Genomic DNA, 22,241 nt, shown 5'->3' on the forward strand with positions numbered 1-22,241 from the left:
ATGTAAGCTCCCGCGGATTATGATCCTCATAAATGAGGCTCACCCTTAAGGGCCAGCGCGAGCGCTGTTCAAATCGGTCTTTGACCGATTTGTCACTCAGTTGCCGCCTTGATACAACTCGAATGATTTTGGGGAGATTTTTGAGTCTAAAAACCAAGATTAATCTTCGTCAAAACCGGAATTGATCAGATTCGCGACGGCACTTAGCGCCTCGGCCTCATCGGGGCCAGTGGCTTCGATCTCGATTTTCTGGCCTTTCGGGGAATCGAGCATCAGTAGCGCAATCACGCTGCTGGCTTCCGCTTCAATGCCTGCGTCATTGCGCAGCATCACTTCCGACTCAAAGCTCTGCACTAACTCAAACAACTTCATCGCCGGGCGTGCGTGCATACCCAACCGGTTTTTAATTTCTACCGTTTGTTTCACTGTCATGTTTTGCGTTTTTCCAGCGTGCGATGACGGGATTGCACATTCTTCCCGCGGGAACGAAAGTAGTCGGCCAATTGTTCTGCAATATATACCGAGCGGTGTTTACCACCGGTACAACCGATGGCGACAGTCAGATAACTGCGGTTATTCGTTTCCAGCATTGGCAGCCAAAGTTCCAGGTAGCTGCGCGTCTGATAAATGAAGTTATGTACTTCGGTGTGACGGTCAAGGAACGCCGCCACAGGTTTGTCCAGGCCGGTCATCGGGCGCAGTTTGGGATCCCAGTGTGGGTTCGGCAGGAAACGTACATCAAAGACGTAATCTGCATCAATAGGGATGCCGTGCTTATAGCCGAATGACTCGAACACCATAGTCAGCTCGCGCTCACGTTTACCCAGCAAGCGTGTTCGCAGCATTTCAGCCAGTTCATGCACTGACATTTCTGAGGTGTCGATGATGAGATCAGCGGATGAACGCAAAGGTTCCAGCAGGTCAGCTTCTTCATCGATGGCGCTTTCGAGCGAGAGATTTTTAGTGGAAAGAGGGTGCAGGCGACGGGTGTCACTGTAACGACGGATCAAAGTATTACGATCGGCATCGAGAAACAGCAGCTGTGGCGCAAAGCTTGCCGGCAGCTGGGCCATCGCGTGTTCGAAAATTTCCGGGTTTTCCGGCATGTTGCGCACGTCAATACTGACCGCAGCAGATATGTTACGTTCGGCGAGGGTTTCGGCAAGCTGAGGCAGTAAGACTACCGGCAGGTTGTCCACACAGTAAAAACCCATGTCCTCCAGTGCCCGCAAGGCAACTGACTTCCCAGAACCGGAACGGCCGCTGACAATCATCAGCACCATGTTGTCACTCCCCTGCAATTCAGTGTTCGAAATTCCCTGCCCCAGTTTTCCACCGGGAACCATCACAGTGACTAAGTTGAGCCGGTGAGAATAAATATTTACCGGCTGAACTGAAATGCCACCTGCTTAATCCGTTAAGTATAGTCTTGTAATTATTCGCTTTCTGTCATGATTCGGAACAGCTCTTCGTCGCTTTGTGCGCCACGCAGACGACGGCAGACGGTTTTGTCAGCCAGCTTTTTGGCGACCAAAGATAAGGTGTGTAAGTGGGTTTTGCATTGATCAGCCGGGACCAGTAAGGCAAAAAGCAGATCAACCGGCTGGTTATCAATCGCATCGAAGGCGATAGGTTGTTCCAGTTTAATGAATACACCGACAGCGCGCAGCGTGTCCTCTTCCAGTTTACCGTGTGGAATGGCAATGCCTGCACCAATACCTGTGCTGCCCATTCTTTCGCGGGTCAGAATGGCATCGAAAATCAATTGTGGCGCCAGATTGAGTTGTTTGGCGGCAAGTTCGCTGATGATTTCCAGCGCGCGTTTTTTACTGGCGCAGTGAACGCCGCTTTTAGTGCATTCGGCGTTAAGGACTGACGTTAACTGCATAGCTGTATCGTTAATCATTTCTTCTTCACTTTAGCGCTCTTTCACCCTAATGACAGTTCGGCTCGTTTCCCGAGGGTCACAAGCCGATGCTCTCAAAGTCCGTAGCGCGACAGGCTACGTAAGTGTCAGTGCTGTTTCAGTTTATCTTTATGCTTATTGAGCTGGCGCGCCAGTTTATCAACCAGGCCGTCGATGGCCGCATACATATCCTGATGTTCCGAGGTGGCGTGCAACTCGCCTCCATTCACATGCAGTGTGGCCTCAGCCACTTTCTGCACTTTTTCAACGCTTAGCACCACGTATACCTGATTGATTCGATCAAAGTATTGCTCAAGTTTGGCAAACTTCGACGAGACGAATTCTCTCATGGGTTCCGTGATTTCGACGTGATGTCCGGTAATGTTGAGCTGCATAATGTCTTCCTTCTCAGTTGAGGTCAAACTAACTGTTTACGTTGGTTTGATGGCGGGATGGACAAAGACTCTCGGTATTTAGCAACAGTACGACGGGCCACCATGATCCCCTGATCGGAAAGCAAGGTAGCTAACTTGCTGTCGCTTAACGGTTTGACGGGATTTTCCGCCGCGATCAATTTCCTCACCAGCGCCCGGATAGCGGTCGACGATGCCTCGCCACCGCTGTCAGTACTGACATGGCTGGAGAAGAAATATTTCAGCTCGAAAATGCCGCGCGGACTGTGCAAGAACTTCTGTGTGGTCACACGTGAGATTGTCGATTCGTGCATTTCGACCGCCCGGGCGATATCTGCCAGAACCATCGGTTTCATGAATTCAGCGCCTAAATCAAAGAAAGCCTGCTGCTGTTCGACGATGCAACGGGTCACTTTGAGCAGGGTTTCATTACGGCTTTCCAGACTTTTTATCAGCCATTTTGCTTCCTGCAAATTGCTGCGAATGAACTGGCCGTCGCTGTCGCTTCGCGCTGAACTGCCCATTGCGGCGTACTGTTGGTTAATCTTCAGACGCGGAATGCTGTCGGAGTTGAGTTCCACCGTCCAGATGTCTGACACTTTACGTACCAGCACGTCCGGGATCACGTACTCAGACTCTCCGGTATTGATCGACTGTCCAGGGCGAGGATCCAGTGACTGGATCAACTGCATCGCTCCTTTGAGTGTATCTTCTTTTAGCCGGGTTGATCGCATCAGTGCACGGAAATCATGGTTTGCCAGTAGATCCAGATGTTCGCTGACAATCAGTTTGGCTTCGACCAGAAAAGCGGTTTCTGGTACGTATTGTGAAAGCTGGATCAGCAGGCAGTCGCGCAGGTCTTTTGCCGCCACGCCCACTGGGTCAAAGCGCTGAACGCGTTTGAGTACGGCTTCCACTTCTTCCATGGTGACGTCATCGTCGCCCACGCTCTCAAGGATATCTTCCAGAGAGACGGTGAGATAGCCGGTGTCATCGACGGCATCGACAATCGACGTCGCGATGGCGGCATCAGTGTCGGTAAAAGGAGTCAATTCTACCTGCCACATCAGGTAATCCTGCAGCGTCTGGGTAGTTTCGCCCTGATAGATGGGTAGTTCGTCGTCGCTGTAATCGTTGCCAGTGCCTGACGGCGTACCGGCGGTATAAATCTCATCCCAGGTGGCGTCCAGAGGCAGCTCTTCGGGCATGTCTTTTTGCTCAAGCGCTTCGCGGGTATCAAGACCTTCGCTGTCGGGGGTTTCTACTGAGTCGATCTCTTCATGCAGGTCGGTTTGCTCTAACAGCGGATTGCTTTCCAGCGCCAGTTGGATCTCCTGCTGGAGTTCAAGCGTCGACAATTGCAACAGGCGAATAGCTTGCTGTAACTGAGGTGTCATGGCCAATTGCTGGCTGAATCGTAGCTGCAAACCTTGCTTCATATCTTGGCTTTACGTCCTGAACTATACGGCGTGATTTACAGACGGAACTCTTCACCGAGATAAACACGTTTAACTTGTTCATCCGCCAGAATCTCTGTCGGTGTGCCATGGGCGATGAGTTTCCCCTGGCTGACAATATAAGCACGTTCACACACGTCGAGCGTTTCGCGCACGTTGTGGTCGGTGATCAGTACGCCAAGGCCGCTGTCACGCAGATGTTCAATAATTTTTTTGATATCAATAACTGAAATAGGGTCAACACCGGCAAAAGGTTCATCCAGAAGAATGAATTTCGGGTTGGCTGCCAGCGCCCGGGCGATCTCTACACGGCGGCGTTCACCACCGGACAGAGACTGACCGAGGTTGTCGCGCAGATGGGAGATATGAAACTCTTCCATCAGCTCGTTGGCGCGGTCGTTACGCTGTTCTTTATTCAGGTCTTCGCGGATCTCAAGCACAGCCATCAGGTTGTTGAATACGCTGAGACGGCGAAAGATTGAGGCTTCCTGCGGCAGATAGCCAATTCCACGACGTGCACGGGTGTGCAGCGGCAACAGGCTGATGTCTTCATCATCGACAATGATACGGCCTGCATCGCGCTGAACGATGCCCACGACCATATAGAACGTGGTGGTCTTACCCGCGCCGTTTGGACCCAGTAGTCCAACAATTTCGCCGGAGTTGACGGCCAGGCTGACATCTTCAACTACTTTGCGGCCCTTGTAGGCCTTAGCCAGATTTTCTGCGATTAACGTTGCCATAAATTATCACTTACTCTTTTTCGTCTGCGCTGCGGGGGCTGGTGCCGGCTGGTTTTTGTCCTGCAACTGCGAAGGGACCAGAACGGTGGTCACTCGACCGCCTTTATTGTCGCTGAAGGCTTCCATCTGCTGTTTTTGCACCAGATAGGTAATACGATCGCCTTTCACATTACTGTCTTGTTGTTCAAGGTAAGCATTGCCGGTCAGGGTAACCAGGTCGGTGGCGACTTCGTAGCGCACCTTTGATGCGTGGCCGCTGATCGGTTTGCCGTTGTCCTGCATCTGATAGAAAGTCACCGGGTTACCGTAACCTTCAACCACTTCTTTACCTGATTCGCCTTTAGGTCGGATAACCACAACTTTGTCGGCTTTGACCTGAATGGATCCCTGATTGACGATGACGTTGCCGGTGAATGTCGCCGTGTTAGTGTTAACGTCCAGCGCCTGATTGACCGAATCGATGGTGATCGGCTTGGTGGTGTCGTCTTTCAGCGCCAATGCTGGAATGCTGACGGCAAGCAGAGAGCTGGTGATCAGGAAATTACGGATTTTATTTTTTGCTTGGAATTTCATAAGTGGTCTTTACCTTTTCGATCAGCTCTGCGGTTTTGTTACGCAGATTTCCACGCATTTTCATGCCGTTAGATGTAAAGCCTGTGCCATAAAGCGTCACTTCATCATCGGAAGCCACGTCTTGTGTGACCAGGTTAACAGAAGCATTGTCCGTTATGATGCGCTGCAGCTGCGACGTATCCGGCGTCAGGCTATCCACCTGAACGTGCCCGTACAAATAGAGCATTTTATCATTGGTCATCTTGGCGCGATCTGAGCGTACGGTCCAGACAGGAATTTTGTCTTTGTCGTACATAGTCATCACGGGTTTGGTAAACCAGGTCAGTTGGTCAGTGGTGAAATATTCAACTTGTTCAGAAACCAGTTTATAATTCAGGCTGCCCAACGGGTTATATACGACGGTAACCGTATGTTGGCTCTGATACGTAGGGTCTTGGTCGTTGGCCGCAGACGGTGTCGGGTTATCTGAGTCCGAGAGAGACCAGCCAATCAGAGCTAATGCCACCACGGCCAGCAGGATCGTTATCCAAAGCTTTGGTTTGTTCATATCGACAGCCCTTTGGCGTCAGCAAGCTTGCCCTGCGCAAGCAGAATAAGGTCACATAATTCACGCACTGCACCGCGTCCGCCGGGAATGTGCGTTACATAATGCGCTTTGGGCAGCAGTATCGGATGTGCATCATATACTGCAACCGATAACCCCACTTCAGCCATGACGGGCCAGTCAATCAGGTCATCACCGATATAGGCGACCTGGCTGGCTGTTAAAGACAGTGTATCCAACAGTTCACGGAAGGCCAAAAGCTTATCTGACTGCCCCTGATACAGGTGGCGAATGCCCAGTGTATTAGCTCGGTCTTCCAATAGCTTTGCGCTTCTGCCGGTAATAATTGCCACCTCAATATCAGAGGTCAGCAGGCAGCGGATGCCGTAACCGTCACGGACGTTGAAGCTTTTCAACTCTTCGCCCTGATTTCCCATATAAATCAGGCCATCAGACATTACACCGTCAACGTCACAAATCAGCAGGCGAATGGCCTTTGCCCGTTCCAGTACATCCATACTGACCGGACCATAGCAGGTATCCACCTTGGCTGCGCTATTACTCATTCAGGACATTCCTCAATTAAACTACGCCAGCGCGTAGCATGTCATGCATATGTACCACACCCAACAACTGGTCGCCATCGGCAACCATGACGCAGGTAATGTGGCGATCCTGCATTAAATTCAGAGCATCAACCGCCAGCAATGTCGGACGAACGCGGATCCCGCCGGTGGTCATGACGTCAGCGATGGACGCTTCGCTAATGTTTATGCCCATGTCGAAGATGCGGCGTAAATCGCCATCGGTAAAGATGCCTTGAATTTTCATCAGGTCATCACAAATTACCGTCATCCCCATGTTTTTACGGGTGATTTCAAGCAATGCATCACGCAATGATGCGTCATTGCTGACGTGCGGAATTTCGGCACCGCTGTGCATGATATCGCTGACCCGCAACAGAAGCTTGCGGCCAAGTGCCCCGCCAGGGTGCGAAAGGGCGAAGTCTTCGGCAGTAAAACCGCGTGCTTGCAATAGCGCCACGGCCAGGGCGTCACCCATCACCATGACCGCAGTGGTGCTGGTGGTGGGCGCCAGCCCGAGCGGGCAGGCTTCCTGCGGAACGCTGACGCAAATATGTATATCCGCCGCTTTTCCCATCGAGCTTTCCGGATTTGCCGTCAGGCAAATCATGGTGATCGCCAGTCGTTTTAATACCGGGATCAATGCCAATATTTCGTGCGATTCACCGGAGTTAGAGATGAGGATCACGATGTCCTGTTTAGACACCATTCCAAGATCGCCATGGCTGGCTTCACCGGGATGAACAAAGAACGCCGGCGTGCCAGTGCTGGCAAAGGTCGCCGCCATTTTGCGGCCGACATGGCCTGATTTGCCCATGCCCATCACCACTATTTTACCGACGCAAGCGAACATCTTTTCACATGCGCGGGTAAAGTCGTTGTTAATGTACTGGTCGAGCTGTTCCAGCCCCTCACGTTCGGTCTTCAGTACGGCTTTTCCTGCAGACTGGAAATCAAATCTTCCTTCTGGTTCCAAATTTCCCATGATCTCTTCCTGATGGGGTTTAAAACTCAACGCCGCCGGGTACAAAGTACAACAGCGCCACATACGTGACAAAGCCACATAATAACAGAGCACCAGCCAAGTGACCGATGCGGTGTTTACGCATCAGACACAACCCGGTAAGCACGATACTCACAGCGAGCATCACCCAGTAGTCCCTGTGAAAAGCCTCCGGGCTGAACGATCCCGGAGCAACCAGTGCGGGTAAACCCAGAACCAGACAGATGTTAAAAATATTGGCACCAATGATGTTGCCCAGAGCAATATCATCCTCGCCTTTCACCGAACCCGCGATAAAGGTCGCCATTTCCGGCAAGCTGGTACCAATAGCTACCACCGTTAAGCCAATAATCAGTTCACTGACGCCAAAGTAGCGGGCGATGACCGTGGTATTATCGACGATCATGCTCGAAGCCAGCGGCATAATAATGAACGCCAGCGCCAGCCACAGGAAGGCGACGGTATTGCTGCTGTCCTGTGGGAGCTCGGCCATCTGTTCGTAAGTCAGAGTATCCAATCCTTGCTTTTCAGCAGCCCGGGCAATTTTGATCATCCAAATGACGAAAACAGCTGCGCTTGTCAGCAGTAAAACGCCATCCAGGCGACTGAGTTCACCGTCACTAAGCAGAAAACCGCATAGCACTGTGACCAGTAACAATAAAGGGAGTTCTCGCCGCAAGATATCAGAACCCACGGAAAGTGGATGAATCAACGCCGCGCCGCCCAAAATCAGAAGAATATTGATGATATTCGAACCAATTGCGTTTCCGACGGCCAAATCCATCTGATCATTGATAGCAGCCGTGGTTGACACCACCAGCTCAGGAAGGGAAATACCGACCCCCACCACGGTCATACCGATGATTAATGGTGGAATACCCATTGAGCGGGCAAGAACAGCAGCTCCGTACACTAGTCGATCGGCGGCATAGACTAAGAGTAATAAGCCGACAACCATGAGTACGATAGCGAGAAGCATGAAAAATCCTTTAATTAGGTATAATGCGAGGTTTGTTGCCTGAACAGCCGACCAAAGGGTAGTCAAAAAAGATCAAGAGTTACACAATTTATGTTCTTAAACAGCGTGTCCTCAAACAGCCAGTCAAAGCTGCTGTATGTTAGACGAATCCAGCGTTTCTTTTAATACTGTTATTCATTGATTTTGACCGCCTGAGGCAGAAAAGTAAATCAATGGCAATTTTGGTGACGTAAATGCGGTAAGTTTTTGTAAAAATACCGGAGTTACGCGCTGGTACCTCTAACATCAGAGGTATCGTAAGCTGAAACAATCCTAAGGGATAAACTGAATGAGTCAGAGCCAATCGAATCTGGTCGAGATCAAAGGCATGAGCTTCACGCGCGGCGAACGCCCCATTTTCGAAGAGATAAATATGACGGTACCCCGCGGCAAAGTTACCGCCATCATGGGACCCTCTGGGATCGGTAAAACGACCTTGTTGCGTCTTATCGGGGGGCAGTTAGCGCCGGACAGCGGTGAGATATGGTTCGATGGGGAAAATATTCCCGCCTTATCGCGGAGTAAGCTTTACGAATCGCGTAAGAAAATGAGTATGCTGTTTCAGTCCGGTGCACTGTTTACCGACTTGAATGTGTTTGAGAATGTGGCCTTTCCACTGCGTGAGCACAGCAAGTTGCCAGAAGAGCTGCTGCGCAGTACCGTGACTATGAAGCTGGAAGCCGTAGGTTTGCGCGGTGCCGGTAAACTGATGCCAGCAGAGCTTTCAGGCGGTATGGCACGTCGCGTTGCTTTAGCGCGTGCAATTGCGCTTGACCCTGAACTGATTATGTTTGATGAGCCTTTCGTGGGTCAGGACCCGATCACGATGGGAGTTCTGGTGAAGCTGATCGATGAGCTTAATCATGCTCTGGGCGTCACCTGTATTGTCGTATCACATGATGTTCCTGAGGTTCTGAGCATTGCTGACTATGCTTATATTGTGGCAGCACAGCATGTGATTGCTGAAGGAACGCCCGAGGCGCTGCAAAATAATCCAGATCCCCGTGTTCGCCAGTTTCTCGACGGTATCGCCGATGGGCCGGTACCTTTCCGCTTCCCGGCCGGCGATTATAAAGCCGAGCTGCTTGGATGATGGAGTTGTATATCAATGTTAATTAAGGCATTAGCCTCTACAGGCCGTCGTGGTATTCAAACATGTACCTCGTTTGGCCGCGCCGGACTGATGTTATTCCGTGCACTGGTCGGCAAGCCGCAGTTTGCCAAACAGTGGCCGTTGTTGCTTAAGCAGCTTTACAGTGTTGGTGTATTGTCGCTGTTGATCATTCTGGTGTCGGGTCTATTCATCGGCATGGTGCTTGGCCTGCAGGGTTACATCGTTTTGACGACCTACAGTGCAGAAGCCAGCCTCGGCATGATGGTAGCGCTCTCTTTGCTGCGCGAACTGGGGCCGGTGGTAACCGCGTTGCTGTTCGCTGGCCGCGCCGGATCTGCATTAACCGCTGAAATTGGACTGATGAAAGCCACTGAACAGATCTCAAGTCTGGAGATGATGGCGATCGATCCCCTGCGTCGCGTTGTTGCCCCCCGTTTCTGGGCCGGGCTGATTTCCATGCCGTTACTGACCGCGATTTTTGTTGCCGTGGGTATCTGGGGCGGCTCGCTGGTTGGCGTGAACTGGAAAGGAATCGACAGTGGATTCTTCTGGTCAGCTATGCAAAATGCGGTAGAGTGGCGTCATGATCTACTTAACTGCCTGATAAAGAGCATAGTTTTTGCCATTACCGTGACCTGGATTGCTCTATTCAATGGTTATGACGCTATCCCGACCTCTGAAGGGATCAGCCGGGCAACGACCCGTACCGTGGTGCATTCGTCTCTGGCGGTGCTGGGATTAGATTTTGTGCTGACAGCACTGATGTTTGGGAATTAATCAATGCAAACGAAGAAAAGTGAGATCTGGGTTGGTGCATTTTTAATCATCGCCTTGTGTGCCGTGTTATTTCTTTGCCTTAAAGTGGCTGATATACGTTCGATGGGTTCTGAACCGACTTACCGCATTTCTGCTACCTTCGACAATATTGGCGGCCTGAAGGCCGGTTCTCCGGTTAAAGTGGGTGGTGTAGTTGTCGGGCGCGTGAGTGCTATTACGCTGGACAAAAATTACTCGCCGAAAGTGGAAATGGATATTGAGAAGAAATATAACCAGATCCCGAGCACGAGTACGTTGGCTATCCGCACATCCGGTTTGTTGGGTGAGCAATTCCTGGCGCTGAATATCGGTTTTGAAGACCCGGATATGGGAACGACTATTCTTAAAGATGGCGGCTCAATTCAGGACACCAAATCAGCGCTGGTGCTGGAGGACCTGATCGGTCAGTTCCTGTACAAGAGCGGTGGTGATAAAGACAAAACTGACGCTAATGCGGGTGATGCTCAGGCGACGCCCGATGCAGTGGCCGCTCCACAGCCCGCAGCAACCAGTCATTAAGCACTTTTTACGAGTACCGTTTACAAGAGGAACAATGCATGTTTAAACGTATCATTTTAGCCACTATGCTGGTGGTTATGGCGCCACTGGCCAATGCCGCCGCAGACCAGACAAATCCGTACAGCATGATGAATGAAGCGGCGAAGAATACTTTTACCCGTCTGAAAACCGAGCAGCCGAAAATCAAGCAAGATCCTAATTACCTGCGCGTCATCGTTCGTGAAGAGTTGCTGCCGTTTGTGCAGATCAAGTATGCCGGCGCTTTAGTTCTCGGCCGTTACTACAAAGATGCAACTCCGGCGCAGCGCGAAGCTTACTTCGCCGCGTTCGGTGATTATTTGCAACAGGCTTATGGTCAGGCTTTAGCGCTGTACAAAGACCAAAGCTACACGGTGCAACCGGAGCAATCATTTGCCGGTAAGGACATCATTGCGATTCGCGTGACGATCATTGATCCCAACGGTCGCCCGCCAGTTCGCCTGGATTTCCAGTGGCGTAAAAACAGCCGGACTAACGACTGGCAGGCGTATGACATGATTGCCGAAGGCGTCAGCATGATCTCTACCAAACAAAACGAATGGGCGGATATCCTGCGTCAGAAAGGCATCGATGGCCTTACTGAGCGTCTGAAACAAGCTGCGGCACAGCCAATCACGCTGGATAAAAAATGATAAAAGGCGCATTGAGCTGGGAGCACCAGCCACCGCGCCTGATGTTGCGCGGTGATCTGGATCGCGAAACGTTGTTGCCGCTGTGGAATCAGCGCCGGACGCTGATGAATAAGGTCAATACGGTTGACGTTGCCGGTCTGGATCGCGTGGACTCAGCCGGTCTGGCGATGTTGGTTCACCTGCGCGGACAGGCTGAGCAGGAAGGCGTTACTCTGGCTCTCACCGGCATCACCGATCGTTTGAGCACGCTTATCGCACTCTACAATTTGCAGGAAATTATCCCCGTTAATTGAGAGCACAAAAAGTGGTTCAATAAATAAGGCAGCAGTAACCGTAAGTTAGCGAGCGTTTCTGCGATAGCCGATGCAATACGTACAAGCCCCTATGCAAAACTCACGCACAGGGGCTTTTTCGTGGTTTAAGAGTTGGCCGGATCCCTATAAGATGTTCAGCTGTTATGATCTCTTCAGAAGAATCGATTCCTATGGACACTAACGAAATTAAAGACGTGCTGATGAACTCATTGGCATTGGATGAAGCCCACGTCACAGGTGACGGCAGCCACTTTCAGGCCATCGTAGTGGGTGCATTGTTCGACGGCATGAGCCGGGTGAAAAAACAACAAACTGTCTATGCCCCTTTGATGGCATACATCGCAGATAACCGCATTCATGCACTCTCTATCAAGGCTTATACCCCTGAAGAGTGGCAGCGTGACCGCAAACTGAATGGTTTTTAAGGCTGTAGGTTCCCTCCGTCAGCAATGCGTATTTGAATTAAGCATTTGAAATTAAGAGAGCCGTTACAATGGATAAATTTCGTGTACAGGGTGGCACTCGTCTAAGTGGCGAAGTGTCTATCTCCGGTGCAAAGAACGCCGCACTCCCTATCTTGTTTGCTGCGCTGCTTGCAGAAGAGCCGGTTGAGCTTCAGAACGTCCCACATCTGAAAGATATCGATACCACCCTCAAATTGCTGGGTCAGTTGGGCACTAAAGTGGAACGTAATGGTTCGGTCTTTGTCGACGCCAGCCAGGTAAACGAGTTTTGCGCGCCCTATGATTTGGTGAAAACTATGCGTGCTTCCATTTGGGCGCTGGGTCCTTTAGTCGCACGTTTTGGTCAGGGTCAGGTTTCACTGCCGGGCGGCTGCGCTATCGGTGCACGTCCTGTTGATCTGCATATTTCGGGGCTTGAGCAACTGGGCGCAAAAATCGTGCTGGAAGAGGGCTATGTCAAAGCGTCCGTTGATGGCCGTTTGCAGGGCGCGCATATCGTGATGGATAAGGTCAGCGTTGGTGCTACCGTGACCATCATGTGTGCGGCGACGCTGGCTGAAGGCACCACGGTTATTGAAAACGCCGCGCGTGAGCCGGAAATCACCGATACAGCAGGTTTCCTGAATACGCTGGGTGCAAAAATTACCGGTGCAGGTACTGACAGAATTACCATCGAAGGCGTTAAGCGTCTGGGTGGCGGGGTGTATCGTGTGGTGCCAGATCGTATCGAAACCGGTACTTTCCTGGTCGCAGCAGCCATCTCTGGTGGTAAAGTTATCTGCCGTGACACGCGTCCAGATACGCTGGATGCTGTGCTGGCAAAACTGCGCGAAGCTGGCGCTGATATTGAAGTTGGCGAAGACTGGATCAGTCTTGATATGCATGGCAAACGTGCGAAAGCGGTCACCTTCCGTACCGCGCCGCATCCGGGTTTTCCGACTGATATGCAGGCACAGTTCAGCTTGCTGAATCTGGTGGCAGAAGGGACCGGTGTTATCACCGAAACCATTTTCGAAAACCGCTTCATGCACATTCCAGAACTTATCCGTATGGGCGCTCATGCAGAAATTGAAGGCAGCACCCTGATTTGCCATGGTGTTGAGCAGCTTTCCGGCGCGCAGGTGATGGCGACTGATTTACGTGCTTCCGCCAGTTTAGTACTCGCCGGTTGTATTGCCGAAGGCGTCACCATCGTTGATCGTATTTATCACATCGACCGCGGCTATGAGCGCATCGAAGATAAACTGCGTCAGCTTGGCGCGAGCATCGAACGCTTCAGCGGCGAATAAAACATCAGACTGACTCGTCAAAAAAAGCCGGAAGAGTTAACTTAACTCTCCGGCTTTTTTACGGCTGCTGTTTAGGCTACTCGTTGATTAATGCGATGGATATTCCTGAATCGTTACCTGCAAAGCCAGCTTTTTACCATTACGCATGATCTCAACTGGGATCACCGTTCCTGGGCGGATTTCAGCCACCTGATCCATGGTTTCAATGGCGGACACTGCTGTTTTCCCATTCACGCTGACGATCACATCGCTCACCAGCATACCTGCATTGGCAGCCGGGCCATTTGGCGTGACTTCGTTGACAATGATGCCCTGCATTCTGTCGATGCCGGTGTTAGGGCCGTGCAGCGGTGATACTTCTCGCCCACCAATGCCGATATAACCACGGATCACGCGGCCGTCACGGATCAGTTTGCCCATGACTTTCGTGGCGAGGGCGGTGGGTATTGCAAAGCCAATGCCTTCCGGCGTGGCACCGTCGTTACTTTTGTCAAAGGAGAGGGTGTTTATGCCCACCAATTCGCCAAGGCTGTTGACCAGTGCGCCACCAGAGTTGCCTTGATTGATTGAGGCGTCGGTCTGCAGGAAGTTCTGGCGACCTGAGGGGCTCAGGCCGATACGGCCGGTGGCACTGATGATGCCCTGCGTTACGGTCTGGCCAAGATTGTAGGGATTACCGATGGCCATCACCAGATCGCCGACTCGGGGTACGCGCTTGGCGTTGATCGGAATAACCGGCAGGTTGCCAGAGTCTATTTTCAAAACAGCCAGGTCGGTGAGGCTGTCTGAACCCACTAACAGCGCTTCGAAGACTCTTCCGTCCTGCAACGCGACGATCACCTGATCTGCATTATTGATCACGTGTTTATTGGTAAGAATGTAGCCTTTATCGTTCATGATCACGCCAGAACCCAGAGTGCGGATCTGTAATTCGCTTTTTGAATTGGCGCCCATGTTACGGTTGTAGACGTTCACTACGGCAGGGGCAGCATGACGCACGCCTTCGTTAAAGCTGACTGGCTGTTCATTGTTTTCGCTGAACTGGTGTTCGAACAATGGCTGGGCAATATTTTTGCGCAGTAAGGGTACTGATGCCAGTAAAATACCGGCAACAATCAGTCCAATAACGGCGGATCGCAATAACTTAACAAGCATAGGAGTCTGGAATTGTGGGTGGAATATTTCAGAAGAATAGCATGACTTGTTCGGACGCAGCACGGGCTGCGTCCGATTTTCACAGGTTTACGGCATTAACATCGTTTTTATGGCATTAACAAATAAATATTTTGACCTTTACGCTGAACGCTCAATGCGATCAGGTTCGGTTTGGCTTCGAGGATCTTACGGAACGCCGCCAGATTATCAACGTTCTCGCGGTTAACACCGATGATAACGTCATCTTTCTGCAAGCCAACCTGATCGGCTGGAGAGCCTTTTTTCACGTCATCAACGCGGATCCCTTTGGCAGTTTTCGGGTCGAGATCGCTCAGGGTGACACCCAGCAGTGCCGGATTAAGCTTGTCGATGCTGGTTTCAACCGTCGGACTCTTATCCAATGTAACGCTCACTGTCATCGGTTTACCTTCGCGTATCAAACCAATCTGCATGGTCACGCCCGGCCCCGCGGTGCCGACTTTGGCGCGTAGTTCAGCGAAACTGCTCAATGGTTTGCCTTGCAGCGTAACCAGAATGTCCCCTGACTTAATACCCGCTTTCGAGGCTGCTGAAGCGGGCAGTACTTCGTTAACAAACGCGCCGCGCTGGCTGTCGAGTTTGAAGGCTTTGGCCAGTTCCGGCGTCATTTCAGTGCCGCGAATGCCCAATAGACCGCGCTTAACCTCTCCAAACTTGATCAGTTGTTCGCTCAGGTTTTTCGCCATATTTACCGGGATAGCAAAGCCAATCCCGATGCTGCCACCTTGTGATGAGAGGATCGCGGTGTTGATGCCAATCAGTTCACCTTTCAGGTTCAGCAACGCGCCACCGGAGTTGCCACGATTAATCGAGGCATCGGTCTGGATAAAATTTTCCAGCCCTTCAAGGTTTAGGCCGCTGCGCCCGAGCGCCGAGATAATGCCCGAGGTGGCGGTTTGGCCGAGGCCAAACGGATTACCTACCGCGACGGCAAAATCGCCTACACGTAGCGAATCGGAATCTGACATGGCGATTTGAGTGAGGTTTTTACCATCAATAATCTGGATTAACGCGATATCGGACTGGTCGTCTTTACCAATCAGCTTAGCCGAATACTCACGGCCATCGTTGATCTGCACGGTGATTTTATCGGCATTATTGACCACGTGATTGTTCGTCAGGACATAGCCTTTGGCCGCATCAATGATCACGCCAGAACCCAAGCCTTCAAAAGCCTGACCCCCTTTGTCATCAGAAGGCGCTTGTGGGCCGAAGAAGAACTTGAATTCAGGTGGTACGTCATTGCTTGGCGGCTGCGTGCCGCTCACCTGCACACTGACCACCGCGGGCAGCACTTTCTCCAGCATCGGGGCCAGACTCGGTAACTGCTGGCCCTCAACGGCGACGGGAAGACCCGCATTCGCCGCAGGAATAGACGCGAAGGTTAATCCGATACAAATGGTTAATACACTGAACAAAAAAGACTTTTTCTTCATAAGGATAACACTCTCGCTGTCTGTTATGGACTATGAACGATAGTCTGTGCTGCGCATTTAGGAAGCGTCATTCTGAGGTGCTGCGTCGGCAGATCCGACGCAATATGGTCTGACCCGTAACAATGAACATTGTCACGGGCAGTTCCATTATTTATTTACGACCCGTACGCTGACCACGCAGCAGGCCTGACGCGCCATCTGAGTAGTCGCGTGGCATTTCTACCGGAGCCTGATCGTTGTCAGCTTCAGAACCGGTTAAACGGTAGTTGAATGGGTTATCCTGTGCTGGCATATCGGGCAGCAGGTTGTTTGAGCTTTTCGCCATATGTTGATAAAGCTGGCGGTAGTCGGTGGCCATATTATCCAGCAGCTCTGCGCTGCGGGCAAAGTGCCCCGTCAATTCCTGACGATATTCGTCCAGTTCGGCTTTGCTTCTGTCTAGCTCGTTTTGCATCACTTGCTGATCGCGTAATTTACGATTGCCAAAGCGCATCCCTAACGCACCGACGGCGATACCGACCACTAATCCAATGAGCGCATACTCCCAGGTCATAATGACTCCTATTTTGACTTCGTTTTTCCGCAGGGCTTTTTCATGCAATGGTTTTAACGTAAATTCTACATACGTTTTCCATCCGTATCAGTCCACTATAACCGTTTACCTCGTCCGAGTGGAATCCTGCGCTGACATTCACCACAGCAAAGCGATTTTTTCACGAGCAGACCGGCGGTAAAAGCGGCGAACTGGACCTAAATCTGCGGATAATCGCCGTGAAATACGGAAAAATATTTTCTCAGGGACGTTGATTGACATGCAACCCACGACACCACTGACGTTATATAAGAGTGCCTTAGCTGCCGGAGAGTTCCTGGCGGATGACATTCAGCTGCAGACCGTTACCCGGCTTGAGCTGATTTACCATGCGCTAAATACCCCGGCCGCTATGAAAATACCAACGCCTGCTGGCCTGTTGGGCCGATTGTTTGGAAAAAACAGTGCAAAAGACACCTTACGCCCCGTTCAGGGCTTATATATGTGGGGCGGTGTCGGGCGAGGCAAGACCTGGCTGATGGATCTTTTTTTCCAGACTTTGCCTGGTGAACGCAAACTGCGTCTGCATTTCCACCGTTTCATGCTGCGGGTGCATCAGCAGCTTACGGAGTTACAGGGGCAGGAAAACCCGCTGGAAATGATTGCAGACAGCTTTAAGGCTGAAACCGATGTGCTTTGTTTTGACGAGTTCTTTGTTTCCGATATTACCGACGCTATGCTGTTGGCCACGCTGCTGCAGGCGCTGTTTGCGCGTGGTATTACGCTGATTGCAACCTCCAATATTCCGCCGGATAACCTTTATCGCAACGGGCTACAGCGTGCGCGCTTCGTGCCCGCCATCGATTTGATTAAAGAGTATTGCGACGTGATGAACGTCGATGCGGGCATCGATTACCGCTTACGCACCCTAACGCAGGCTAATTTGTGGTTGGCCCCTTTGCAGGCGGAGACTGCCGTCGCTATGCGACATATGTTTGACCAGCTTGCCGGGCAAGAAGGCGAGGTCAACCCGTTGTTACAGGTTAATCACCGTCCGCTGCAGGCGATTGCCTCCGGCGACGGTGTGCTGGCGGTTGAATTCCATACCTTATGCGAAGAAGCCCGCAGCCAACTGGATTACATTGCGCTGTCGAAGATTTACCACAGTGTTCTGCTCCACAATGTACCGGTGATGGGGCTGAAAGATGAAAATGCTGCCCGGCGATTTTTGGCGCTGGTCGATGAATTTTATGAACGCCACGTCAAACTGGTGATTTCTGCACAAACGCCGATGTATGAAATTTATCAGGGTGAGCGGCTGAAGTTTGAATATCAGCGCTGCCTGTCGCGCCTGCAAGAGATGCAAAGCGAGGAGTATCTCAGGCTGCCGCACCTGCCTTGACCTTCAATTTGTGCTTTGGCAGAAATGGGTGGGGCGATTGATCCTCGAAAGACTAAACTGAATGAAGCGAAATCTGCATTTTAGTCAAAAAAGGGTTCGATCTTTGCCGGTGACTTCTCTATAATCCTGCGACCCCACGTTACAACGAAGTTTTTTTCCCGAAACTTCATAGTGCCGGCAATGGCTATTCGAAGGGGTAGGTTTGCTGGACTGATGGTCGTGTGAACCTCCAATACTTATTTTATAAACCCGGTTTCTTATGTGGTTTATAAAAACATATAGGCGTTTGGGTGTTCGCCAACGTGTAACTTTAATTGGGTAAGCTTTTAATGAAAACTTTTACAGCTAAGCCGGAAACCGTACAACGTGACTGGTTCGTAGTTGACGCAGCGGGCAAGACCTTAGGTCGCCTGGCCACTGAACTGGCTAGCCGTCTGCGTGGCAAGCATAAAGCGGAATACACTCCGCACGTCGATACTGGTGATTACATCATCGTTCTGAACGCAGAAAAAGTTGCTGTAACTGGCAAAAAGCGTACTGACAAGATTTATTACCATCACACTGGCCACATCGGTGGTATCAAACAAGCGACCTTTGAAGAGATGATTGCTCGCCGTCCAGAGCGTGTCATCGAGCTCGCGGTTAAAGGCATGCTGCCGAAGGGCCCGCTGGGTCGTGCAATGTACCGTAAACTTAAAGTTTACGCGGGTAACGAGCACACTCATGCGGCACAGCAACCGCAAGTTCTTGACATTTAATCGGGATTATAGGCAATGGCTGAAAATCAATACTACGGCACTGGTCGCCGCAAAAGCTCCGCCGCTCGCGTTTTTATCAAGCCGGGCAGTGGTAACATCGTAATTAACCAGCGTAGCCTGGAACAGTACTTTGGTCGTGAAACTGCCCGCATGGTAGTTCGTCAACCTCTGGAACTGGTCGACATGGTTTCTAAATTTGACCTGTACATCACTGTTAAAGGTGGTGGTATCTCTGGTCAAGCTGGTGCTATCCGTCACGGTATTACTCGTGCACTGATGGAATATGACGAAAGTCTGCGTGGCGAACTGCGTAAAGCAGGTTTCGTTACTCGTGATGCTCGTAAAGTTGAACGTAAGAAAGTCGGCCTGCGTAAAGCACGTCGTCGTCCTCAGTTCTCCAAGCGTTAATTCTTTACTGCTTCGGCAGTGCTGTGTTCCGACACAAAGAACAACGTCAAAAACCCGGTGCTTCACCGGGTTTTTTTATGCCCGCAGGTCGGTGAGTCTTGAGCAAATTGCCGTCTGATACACATTTCCCCACGAAATCCCCTATGCCATTCCCACAGGCCGACCAAAATCTGGTAAGCTATCACACACTTTTGTGCCTGTTCACCGGGCAGTGACTGTTGCCGCGCTTCCTGGCTGGGTTTACCTTGCCAGCGCCTGTTGATGAAACGAGGGACGAAGCTGCTGGCTGGCAGTAAAGATGATTGTTCAGGATAGCAGCCTGACAGTTGGCTATTCGCAGATTATTCTAGATAAACTTGGAGGTTTTCATGGCTGTCGCTGCCAACAAACGTTCGGTAATGACGCTGTTTTCTGGCTCGACCGACATTTTTAGCCATCAAGTACGTATCGTACTGGCGGAAAAAGGTGTCAGTGTTGAGATCGAGCAGGTTGAGATGGATCACCTGCCGCAGGATCTTATTGACCTCAACCCATATCGTACCGTTCCAACGTTGGTCGATCGTGAGCTGACGCTGTTTGAGTCACGCATCATCATGGAATACCTTGATGAGCGTTTCCCGCATCCTCCGTTAATGCCGGTCTACCCGGTTGCCCGTGGTGAGAGCCGTCTGATGATGCACCGCATCGAAAACGACTGGTACTCACTGCTGCGTCAAATTGAGCAGGGTTCTGCACCGGAAGCTGACGCTGCACGCAAGCAATTGCGTGAAGAGCTGCTGGCGATTGCGCCAATCTTCTCCTACATGCCTTACTTCAAGAGCGAAGAGTTCAGTCTGGTTGACTGCTACCTGGCACCGCTGTTGTGGCGTTTGCCTGAGCTTGGCATTGAGTTGTCCGGTACCGGTTCAAAAGAGCTGAAAGGCTACATGACCCGTGTATTCGAGCGTGATGCTTTCCTGGCTTCCCTTACTGAACCCGAGCGCGAAATGCGTTTGCACACCCGGGGCTAAGGCATGGAGATGAACGACATGTCTCCTCGCCGTCCATACCTGCTGCGTGCGTTTTACGAATGGTTGCTCGACAACCAATTAACGCCGCACTTGGTGGTTGACGTGGCAATGCCAGGCGTTATGGTTCCGATGGAATTCGCCCGCGATGGTCAGATTGTCCTGAACGTCGCGCCGCGCGCTGTCGGTAATCTCGAACTGGGTAACGATGATGTTCGCTTTAACGCTCGTTTTGGTGGCGTTTCGCGTAACGTATTTGTCCCTATCGCTGCGGTATTGGCCATTTATGCCCGTGAAAATGGCGCCGGAACGATGTTCGAGCCGGAAGCTGCTTATGAGTCAGAAGGGGCATTTGAAGGGCACAACGACGACGATAACAATAACAAAGATCCATCATCTGCACCGACAATGTCGGTCATTGATGGTGATTTGCCAGACGTCGCTGAAGAAAGCCCGGATGATGAACCGCCGACTCCACCTCGCGGTGGGCGCCCATCGTTGCGAGTAGTAAAATAAGCGTTTTACACGGCTAAAACGACATAAACCCTGCATTTATATGCGGGGTTTTTTATTGTCTGTGAAACGGATATTAGGTTTTTTGCTAATAAAAAAAGCCGCTTGCGCGGCTTTTCTGACAACACGAGCCTGCTAGACCTCGAGGTAGCCCATGATACCTTCTGCAGCTTTACGACCTTCAGCGATGGCGGTAACCACCAGGTCTGAACCGCGCACCGCATCGCCACCGGCGAAGATTTTCGGATTGCTGGTCTGGAAAGCATTATCGCTGCCTTCCGGAGCAAGGATGCGCCCTTGGGTATCAAGCTCCACGTCGTGAGCAGCCAGCCATTCCATTTTGTGCGGGCGGAAACCAAACGCCATCACTACGGCATCCGCTTCCATCACGTGTTCGGAACCGGCGACGACTTCAGCACGACGGCGTCCATGTGCATCCGGTGCGCCCAGTTCGGTACGGGCCATTCGGATGCCACTTACGCGGCCTGCGCTGTTAAGTTGAATGCTCAGCGGTTGTAGGTTGAACTTGAATTCAACGCCTTCTTCGCGGGCATTCTTCACTTCGCGGCGTGAACCCGGCATGTTCTCTTCATCGCGGCGATAGGCGCAGGTAACGTGCGTTGCACCCTGACGAATGGAGGTGCGTACGCAGTCCATCGCAGTATCACCACCACCGAGCACCACAACACGTTTCTTTTCCATCGTAGTGTAGGGTTCTTCCGGGCTGTCTTCGTAACCCATCAGCTGCTTGGTATTGGCAATCAGGAACGGAAGAGCATCATAGACGCCTGGTGAATCTTCATTCTCCAGACCGCCACGCATCGACTGGTATGTCCCCACGCCGAGGAATACCGCGTCGTATTCCGCCAGCAAAGCCTCGATGGTGATGTCTTTACCCACTTCAGTATTGAGTTGGAATTCTATTCCCATTTCGCTGAAGATTTCGCGACGCTTAGTCATTACCGATTTTTCCAGCTTAAAGGCCGGAATACCGAAGGTCAGCAGACCGCCGATCTCAGGGTGGCGATCGTAAACCACCGCCTTGACACCGTTGCGGGTTAACACATCAGCACAGGCCAAGCCTGCCGGACCTGCGCCAATGATTGCCACGCGTTTGCCGGTAGGGTCGACGTGAGACATATCCGGACGCCAGCCCATCTCGATAGCTTTATCGCTGATGTAGCGTTCGATATTACCGATGGTCACGGCGCCGAACTCATCATTCAGGGTACATGAACCTTCGCACAGTCGGTCCTGCGGGCAAACGCGCCCACAGACTTCCGGCAGACTGTTGGTCTGATGCGCAAGGTCGGCCGCTTCCATAATACGGCCTTCATTTGCCAGCTTCAGCCAATTCGGAATGTAGTTGTGTACCGGGCATTTCCATTCGCAATACGGGTTACCACAGGATATACATCGATCTGCCTGTGATGCCGCCTGAGTGGCTGAAAACGGCTCGTAAATTTCGACAAACTCAATTTTACGGATCTTCAGCGGCTTCTTTGGCGGATCAACGCGCTGTAAGTCGATAAATTGATAAACGTTTTGACTCATCTTGACCTC

Annotated in this window: 27 protein-coding genes; 12 read left to right on the plus strand and 15 right to left on the minus strand. The window is 51.4% G+C overall.

All coding sequences use genetic code 11. From position 1 onward, the window contains the following. Positions 1-159 precede the first annotated feature (159 nt). From npr to ACMV8I_RS13015, 11 genes are all read right to left on the minus strand, one after another. Entirely contained in the window at positions 160-432 is a 273-nt protein-coding gene (npr, locus tag ACMV8I_RS12965) for a PTS phosphocarrier protein NPr (RefSeq protein WP_498865625.1), read from the minus strand. After that, positions 429-1,283 carry an RNase adapter RapZ gene (gene rapZ / locus ACMV8I_RS12970; RefSeq protein WP_498865626.1) on the minus strand — a complete coding sequence of 285 codons (855 nt, stop codon included), beginning with the start codon at positions 1,281-1,283 and terminating at the stop codon, positions 429-431. Before rapZ ends, npr begins: the two co-directional genes overlap by 4 nt. A gap of 152 nt (positions 1,284-1,435) precedes the next feature. Next, positions 1,436-1,906: a PTS IIA-like nitrogen regulatory protein PtsN gene (gene ptsN / locus ACMV8I_RS12975; RefSeq protein ID WP_498865627.1), complete on the minus strand. Its 471-nt coding sequence runs from the start codon at positions 1,904-1,906 to the stop codon at positions 1,436-1,438. 107 nt (positions 1,907-2,013) lie between these two features. Further along, positions 2,014-2,301: a ribosome hibernation promoting factor gene (gene hpf, locus ACMV8I_RS12980; RefSeq protein WP_188475070.1), complete on the minus strand. Its 288-nt coding sequence runs from the start codon at positions 2,299-2,301 to the stop codon at positions 2,014-2,016. Between the two features lie 23 nt (positions 2,302-2,324). Next, the gene (rpoN, locus tag ACMV8I_RS12985; RefSeq protein ID WP_498865628.1) at positions 2,325-3,758 is read right to left on the minus strand and encodes an RNA polymerase factor sigma-54; all 1,434 of its coding nucleotides are present in this window, start codon (positions 3,756-3,758) and stop codon (positions 2,325-2,327) included. A 35-nt stretch (positions 3,759-3,793) separates the two neighbouring features. Then, the gene (gene lptB / locus ACMV8I_RS12990) at positions 3,794-4,519 is read right to left on the minus strand and encodes an LPS export ABC transporter ATP-binding protein (protein WP_497230777.1); all 726 of its coding nucleotides are present in this window, start codon (positions 4,517-4,519) and stop codon (positions 3,794-3,796) included. A 6-nt stretch (positions 4,520-4,525) separates the two neighbouring features. Next, a complete protein-coding gene (lptA, locus tag ACMV8I_RS12995; RefSeq protein WP_498865629.1) occupies positions 4,526-5,092 on the minus strand; it encodes a lipopolysaccharide ABC transporter substrate-binding protein LptA in 567 nt (188 codons plus the stop codon). After that, on the minus strand, positions 5,070-5,639 hold the full coding sequence (gene lptC, locus ACMV8I_RS13000) for an LPS export ABC transporter periplasmic protein LptC (RefSeq protein ID WP_498865630.1): 570 nt from the start codon (positions 5,637-5,639) through the stop codon (positions 5,070-5,072). The genes lptA and lptC overlap by 23 nt, the downstream gene beginning before the upstream one ends. After that, entirely contained in the window at positions 5,636-6,202 is a 567-nt protein-coding gene (gene kdsC, locus ACMV8I_RS13005) for a 3-deoxy-manno-octulosonate-8-phosphatase KdsC (RefSeq protein WP_498865631.1), read from the minus strand. The genes lptC and kdsC overlap by 4 nt, the downstream gene beginning before the upstream one ends. Positions 6,203-6,218: 16 nt before the next feature. After that, entirely contained in the window at positions 6,219-7,205 is a 987-nt protein-coding gene (gene kdsD / locus ACMV8I_RS13010) for an arabinose-5-phosphate isomerase KdsD (RefSeq protein WP_498865632.1), read from the minus strand. A 19-nt stretch (positions 7,206-7,224) separates the two neighbouring features. Then, positions 7,225-8,202: a calcium/sodium antiporter gene (locus ACMV8I_RS13015; RefSeq protein WP_498865633.1), complete on the minus strand. Its 978-nt coding sequence runs from the start codon at positions 8,200-8,202 to the stop codon at positions 7,225-7,227. A 328-nt stretch (positions 8,203-8,530) separates the two neighbouring features. Here ACMV8I_RS13015 and mlaF point away from each other — a divergent pair, with 328 nt between their 5' ends. The 7 genes from mlaF (at position 8,531) to murA (ending at position 13,428) form a co-directional block, all read left to right on the plus strand. Beyond that, a complete protein-coding gene (gene mlaF / locus ACMV8I_RS13020; RefSeq protein WP_498865634.1) occupies positions 8,531-9,334 on the plus strand; it encodes a phospholipid ABC transporter ATP-binding protein MlaF in 804 nt (267 codons plus the stop codon). 15 nt (positions 9,335-9,349) lie between these two features. Beyond that, the gene (gene mlaE / locus ACMV8I_RS13025) at positions 9,350-10,132 is read left to right on the plus strand and encodes a lipid asymmetry maintenance ABC transporter permease subunit MlaE (protein WP_498865635.1); all 783 of its coding nucleotides are present in this window, start codon (positions 9,350-9,352) and stop codon (positions 10,130-10,132) included. A gap of 3 nt (positions 10,133-10,135) precedes the next feature. Beyond that, positions 10,136-10,690, plus strand: a complete 555-nt coding sequence (mlaD, locus tag ACMV8I_RS13030) for an outer membrane lipid asymmetry maintenance protein MlaD (protein WP_498865636.1) — start codon at positions 10,136-10,138, stop codon at positions 10,688-10,690. Positions 10,691-10,728: 38 nt separating this feature from the next. Further along, positions 10,729-11,361: a phospholipid-binding protein MlaC gene (gene mlaC / locus ACMV8I_RS13035; RefSeq protein ID WP_498865637.1), complete on the plus strand. Its 633-nt coding sequence runs from the start codon at positions 10,729-10,731 to the stop codon at positions 11,359-11,361. Then, the gene (mlaB, locus tag ACMV8I_RS13040; RefSeq protein WP_498865638.1) at positions 11,358-11,654 is read left to right on the plus strand and encodes a lipid asymmetry maintenance protein MlaB; all 297 of its coding nucleotides are present in this window, start codon (positions 11,358-11,360) and stop codon (positions 11,652-11,654) included. Before mlaC ends, mlaB begins: the two co-directional genes overlap by 4 nt. A 191-nt stretch (positions 11,655-11,845) precedes the next feature. Further along, the gene (gene ibaG, locus ACMV8I_RS13045) at positions 11,846-12,100 is read left to right on the plus strand and encodes a BolA family iron metabolism protein IbaG (RefSeq protein WP_498865639.1); all 255 of its coding nucleotides are present in this window, start codon (positions 11,846-11,848) and stop codon (positions 12,098-12,100) included. Between the two features lie 68 nt (positions 12,101-12,168). Next, on the plus strand, positions 12,169-13,428 hold the full coding sequence (gene murA / locus ACMV8I_RS13050) for a UDP-N-acetylglucosamine 1-carboxyvinyltransferase (RefSeq protein WP_498865640.1): 1,260 nt from the start codon (positions 12,169-12,171) through the stop codon (positions 13,426-13,428). 87 nt (positions 13,429-13,515) lie between these two features. Here the strand turns inward: murA and degS are convergent, their stop codons facing one another. The 3 genes from degS to zapG all read right to left on the minus strand — a co-directional run bounded on the left by degS (position 13,516) and on the right by zapG (position 16,611). Further along, positions 13,516-14,583, minus strand: coding sequence for an outer membrane-stress sensor serine endopeptidase DegS (gene degS / locus ACMV8I_RS13055; protein WP_498865641.1), 1,068 nt, complete (start codon positions 14,581-14,583; stop codon positions 13,516-13,518). A gap of 107 nt (positions 14,584-14,690) precedes the next feature. Next, on the minus strand, positions 14,691-16,058 hold the full coding sequence (degQ, locus tag ACMV8I_RS13060; RefSeq protein ID WP_498865642.1) for a serine endoprotease DegQ: 1,368 nt from the start codon (positions 16,056-16,058) through the stop codon (positions 14,691-14,693). Positions 16,059-16,209: 151 nt separating this feature from the next. Continuing rightward, complete coding sequence (gene zapG, locus ACMV8I_RS13065; protein WP_498865643.1) at positions 16,210-16,611, minus strand: Z-ring associated protein ZapG; 402 nt, start codon at positions 16,609-16,611, stop codon at positions 16,210-16,212. Between the two features lie 259 nt (positions 16,612-16,870). Between zapG and zapE the strand changes: the two genes are divergently transcribed. The 5 genes from zapE (at position 16,871) to sspB (ending at position 20,681) form a co-directional block, all read left to right on the plus strand. Continuing rightward, positions 16,871-17,992: a cell division protein ZapE gene (gene zapE / locus ACMV8I_RS13070; RefSeq protein ID WP_498865644.1), complete on the plus strand. Its 1,122-nt coding sequence runs from the start codon at positions 16,871-16,873 to the stop codon at positions 17,990-17,992. A 329-nt stretch (positions 17,993-18,321) separates the two neighbouring features. Continuing rightward, positions 18,322-18,750: a 50S ribosomal protein L13 gene (gene rplM, locus ACMV8I_RS13075; RefSeq protein WP_498865645.1), complete on the plus strand. Its 429-nt coding sequence runs from the start codon at positions 18,322-18,324 to the stop codon at positions 18,748-18,750. Positions 18,751-18,765: 15 nt separating this feature from the next. After that, positions 18,766-19,158, plus strand: a complete 393-nt coding sequence (gene rpsI, locus ACMV8I_RS13080; protein WP_140472419.1) for a 30S ribosomal protein S9 — start codon at positions 18,766-18,768, stop codon at positions 19,156-19,158. 368 nt (positions 19,159-19,526) lie between these two features. Continuing rightward, positions 19,527-20,168 carry a stringent starvation protein SspA gene (sspA, locus tag ACMV8I_RS13085; RefSeq protein ID WP_498865646.1) on the plus strand — a complete coding sequence of 214 codons (642 nt, stop codon included), beginning with the start codon at positions 19,527-19,529 and terminating at the stop codon, positions 20,166-20,168. Positions 20,169-20,171: 3 nt separating this feature from the next. Beyond that, positions 20,172-20,681 (plus strand): ClpXP protease specificity-enhancing factor, encoded by a 510-nt coding sequence (sspB, locus tag ACMV8I_RS13090; RefSeq protein WP_498865647.1) that lies wholly within the window; start codon positions 20,172-20,174, stop codon positions 20,679-20,681. A gap of 132 nt (positions 20,682-20,813) precedes the next feature. On the opposite strand, the gene ACMV8I_RS13095 is transcribed toward sspB, so the two are convergent. Beyond that, positions 20,814-22,232, minus strand: a complete 1,419-nt coding sequence (locus ACMV8I_RS13095; RefSeq protein ID WP_498865648.1) for a glutamate synthase small subunit — start codon at positions 22,230-22,232, stop codon at positions 20,814-20,816. Between the last annotated feature and the right edge of the window lie 9 nt (positions 22,233-22,241).

The sequence above is a fragment of the Ewingella sp. S1.OA.A_B6 genome (genome assembly GCF_049889095.1).
GTDB lineage: Bacteria > Pseudomonadota > Gammaproteobacteria > Enterobacterales > Enterobacteriaceae > Ewingella.